Source organism: Micromonospora sp. NPDC051296 (genome assembly GCF_040682255.1).
GTDB lineage: Bacteria > Actinomycetota > Actinomycetes > Mycobacteriales > Micromonosporaceae > Micromonospora > Micromonospora craterilacus.
The window spans coordinates 1-3505 of sequence record NZ_JBFBAO010000532.1 but is presented as its reverse complement, the minus strand read 5'-3'; the positions used below and the strand labels follow the sequence as shown (position 1 = coordinate 3505).

The following is a 3505-nucleotide window of genomic DNA, read 5'->3' as shown; positions in this document are numbered from 1 at the left end:
AGCGACGGTCAGCCCCGATCGCGGCCGATGCGCCCCCGGGTATCCCGGCCGACCTTTTCGAGCAGCCGGCGCGGCGCGTGCCGCAGTCGTCCTCCCCGAGCTGCCACCCGAAGTTCATCGTTCCCAGACATATCCGGCTCACGGTGAGCCCCGTGCGCCCCAGTTTCGTGTAGTGCATGCGGGGGAAGCTATGCGGCTTGCGCGCGTTTGGCCGAACCGTTCGACCGTGCTCGAATGGAAGGCGTGAAGCGCCTCTCGTTGACCCCTGACGACCTGCTCCGGCTGCGCTTCGCCCACTCTCCGATGGCCGAGGTGGTGACGAGCGCCCTCGCGTTGCGTTCGACGTCCTGGCAGCACGCCCGCTGGCGGTCTCGCGTGGCGCCGCGGGTGTCCCCGGCGGCGCTGCCCACCCTCTGGCGCGTGCTGGTCACCCCGAACGGCCAGATCCCGGACTTCCTGACCCCGCCGCCGCACACCGCCCGCCCGACGCTCGAGGCGGAACTCGCCGCGATCGCCGCGACCCCACCGGACCGGGTGGCGGCGGAACTCTGGGCGGCCGGCGTCCCGTGCGAGGACCCGACGGCCGTGCTGCCCGCGCTCATCACGCAGATCCGCCGCTACTTCCAGGTCGCGCTCGCGCCGCTGTGGCCTCGACTGCGGGCCACGGTCGACGCCGAGATCGCCCACCGGACGTCCACGGCGGCCTTCCCCGGTCCGCGTGCGCTGCTGGCCGATCTGCATCCTCGGCTGCGCTGGGACCCGGACGCCCTGCAATTGGACTATCTGAAGGACGCGGAGTATCCGCCGTGGTTCCTGGACGGCCACCCGTTGGCTCTGCTGCCGACGGCGTTCACGGGCGCGCACGCCTGGATCATGGAGTCCCCGTCCGGCCGGTCCCTGTGGTACCCGCCGCGGACGTTGGGTGCCCTTTTCGCGGCCCCCGCGCCACCGCCCGCGCCGTTGGCGGCGCTGCTCGGCGCTACCCGGGCGGCGGTCCTGACGCTGGTGACGATGCCGTCCAGCACGGGAGACGTGGCCGCGCAGCTCGGCCTGGCCCCGGCGACGGCGTCGCACCACCTGACCGCGTTGCGCGACGCGGGGTTGATCGTGGCGGAGCGGTCCGGGCGGCGACTCAACTACCGCCGCACCGACCTCGGCGACCGTCTGTCGACGCTGGGCTGAGTCACGCGCTGCCGGGCTCCGCCCAGGTGTGCCCGAGCTGGCCGGATCCGGCAACGCCCGGAGTCTTTACGCGGCGAGTGGGGGATCGTAACCTCCCTGAAACGATTCATCCCAGGGAGTGTCGATCGTGCGCGAGTTCATAACCGGAGCCGGCCTTTCCCGGCGACATCTCATTCAGGCGGGCGGTGCCGTCGTGCTCGGCGCCGCGACCGGCCTTCCTGCCGGCGCCGCCCCGGCCGGGGCAGCGCCGGCGTCCCGCCCCGTGCCCACCGGACTGCTGACCAACCTGCTGGACGCGCCGCTCGGCGTGACGCCCGACCGGCCGCGGCTGAGCTGGATCGTGCCGGCGCTGCGTCCGGCGGCCCGGCAGGTCGCCTACCAGGTGCAGGTCGCGCACACCCGCGACGAACTGCTCACCAGCGGCGGGGTCGTCTGGGACAGCGGTCGGGTCGACAGCGCCGACTCCACGGCCGTCGAGTACGCCGGTCCGCCACTGCTGCCCGGCTCGCTCTACCACTGGCGGGTCCGCACCTGGGCCACCCCGGGTCTCGTCTCGGCCTGGTCCGAGCCACAGGCCGTGGTCACCGCGGCCGGCGACACCTGGACCGCCCAGCCGATCTGGGCGCCCGACGGCGCGGTGGCCTTGCGCGACGGGGTTCTCGACGTGTCGGTCACCATCACGGCCGTCGCCGCCAGCCTGTGGTTCCGGGCGCAGAACGCCAGCAACAACTACCTCTGGCAGCTGCGCGCCGGCTCGCCGGGCGTGTTGAAGACCCACGTCCAGCGCAACGGCACGTACACCGTGCTGAGTGAGCGGTCGATCGGGCTGCCGGTGGCGACGGGTACGCCCCACCGGCTCCGGGTCGAACTCGCCGGCTCCACCATCCGCACCTACCTCGCCGACGTCCTGGTCGACACCACCGTGGACACCACGTACGCGTCGGGTGGCATCGGTTTCCGCAACGGCAGCACCGAATCCCAACGCTTCCACTCGGTGTCGTTCACCGACACCGCCGGCAAGGCCGTGGTGAACGAGGACTTCACCGCCGGACCCGGCGTGTTCGTCGGCGGCACGGTCTCCGGCGGCGACCTCGTCCTCGACCGTGGCCAGTCGCTGCTGGCGACGCTCGGCGAGAGCAACGACTGGGCGCTGCTGCGTACCGAGTTCGTGCTGCCCGACAAGCCGATCGCCGCCGCGTACGTCTACGCGACGGCGCAGTCGCCCGAGCCGACCCGGCAGTACGTCTACAAGCTGTGGGTCAACGACACGGTCGCCGGCGTCGGCCCGGTCCGGGCGATGGCCGGCGAGGCGCGTTACCAGACCCACGATGTGACCGCCCAGCTCGTACCGGGACGCAACGCGATCGCCGCACTGTGCTACTCGCCGCAGGAACGCGCCTTCCTCGCCGAACTGGCGGTCGTCTTCGCCGACGGGACCCGCCAGGTGGTGGCGACCGGCGACGGCTGGCGCACCCGGCGGGCGGGCCGGTGGCGGCCGGCGGCGGGCTTCACCGGCGGCGGCTACTACCAGGCGCCGCAGGAGTATCTCGACGCCCGGCAGGAGCCCGTCGGCTGGACCGCGCGCGGCTTCGACGACCGGGGTTGGGAGGCACCCGCCGCCGCACCGCTCAGCCGCCGGCTGGAACCGGCGTGGGTGTCGAACATGGCCTACACCTACCAACGCCCCGCCGCGGTCGAGCGGCTCGAACCGGGCCGGTGGCTGCTCGACCTCGGCCAGGCGGTGGTCGGCGGCATCCGGTTGTCGGTGCTCGGCACGTCGGGCCAGACGGTGGAGATCCGGCTCGGGGAGGAGCGCACCGCCACCGGCGCCCGCTACAACCTGCGGGCCGGGCAGACCTACCGCGAGGTGTGGACGCTGCGGGACGGCTGGCAGCAGCTCGAACACTGGGGCTACCGGGCGTTCCGGTGGGTCGAACTGGTCGCCGACCCGGCGCTGGACCTGACCGACGCCGTCGAGGCGGCCGTGCTCAAACTGCCGTGGTCCGACGACGACGCGGCGTTCGAGAGCTCCGATCCCGACCTGGACCGGGTCTGGCAGATGTGCCGCTACTCGATCGAGGCGACCCGGCAGGACCTCTACCAGGACACGCCCACCCGGGAGCGGGGCCCGTACGAGGGCGACGCCATCATCAACCAGCTCTCCGAGTACGCCACCCAGCGGTCCTTCGCGCTGGCCCGGTACTCCACGTCGTACCTGGCCCGCCGCCCCACCTGGCCGGCCGAGTACCGGCTGCAGACGGTGATCACCGCGTGGGAGGACTATCTCGCCACCGGCGACGCGTCCAACCTCGCGGCCGACTAC

The 3505-nt window shown here is 72.8% G+C and carries 2 protein-coding genes; both read left to right on the top strand.

The genetic code is table 11. The features are described 5' to 3' along the window. Positions 1–243 precede the first annotated feature (243 nt). Positions 244–1182: a helix-turn-helix domain-containing protein gene (locus AB0M52_RS32365; protein ID WP_363961556.1), complete on the top strand. Its 939-nt coding sequence runs from the start codon at positions 244–246 to the stop codon at positions 1180–1182. A gap of 127 nt (positions 1183–1309) precedes the next feature. Further along, on the top strand, positions 1310–3505 hold a 2196-nt coding region (locus tag AB0M52_RS32360; protein ID WP_363961554.1), incomplete at its 3' end, for a family 78 glycoside hydrolase catalytic domain.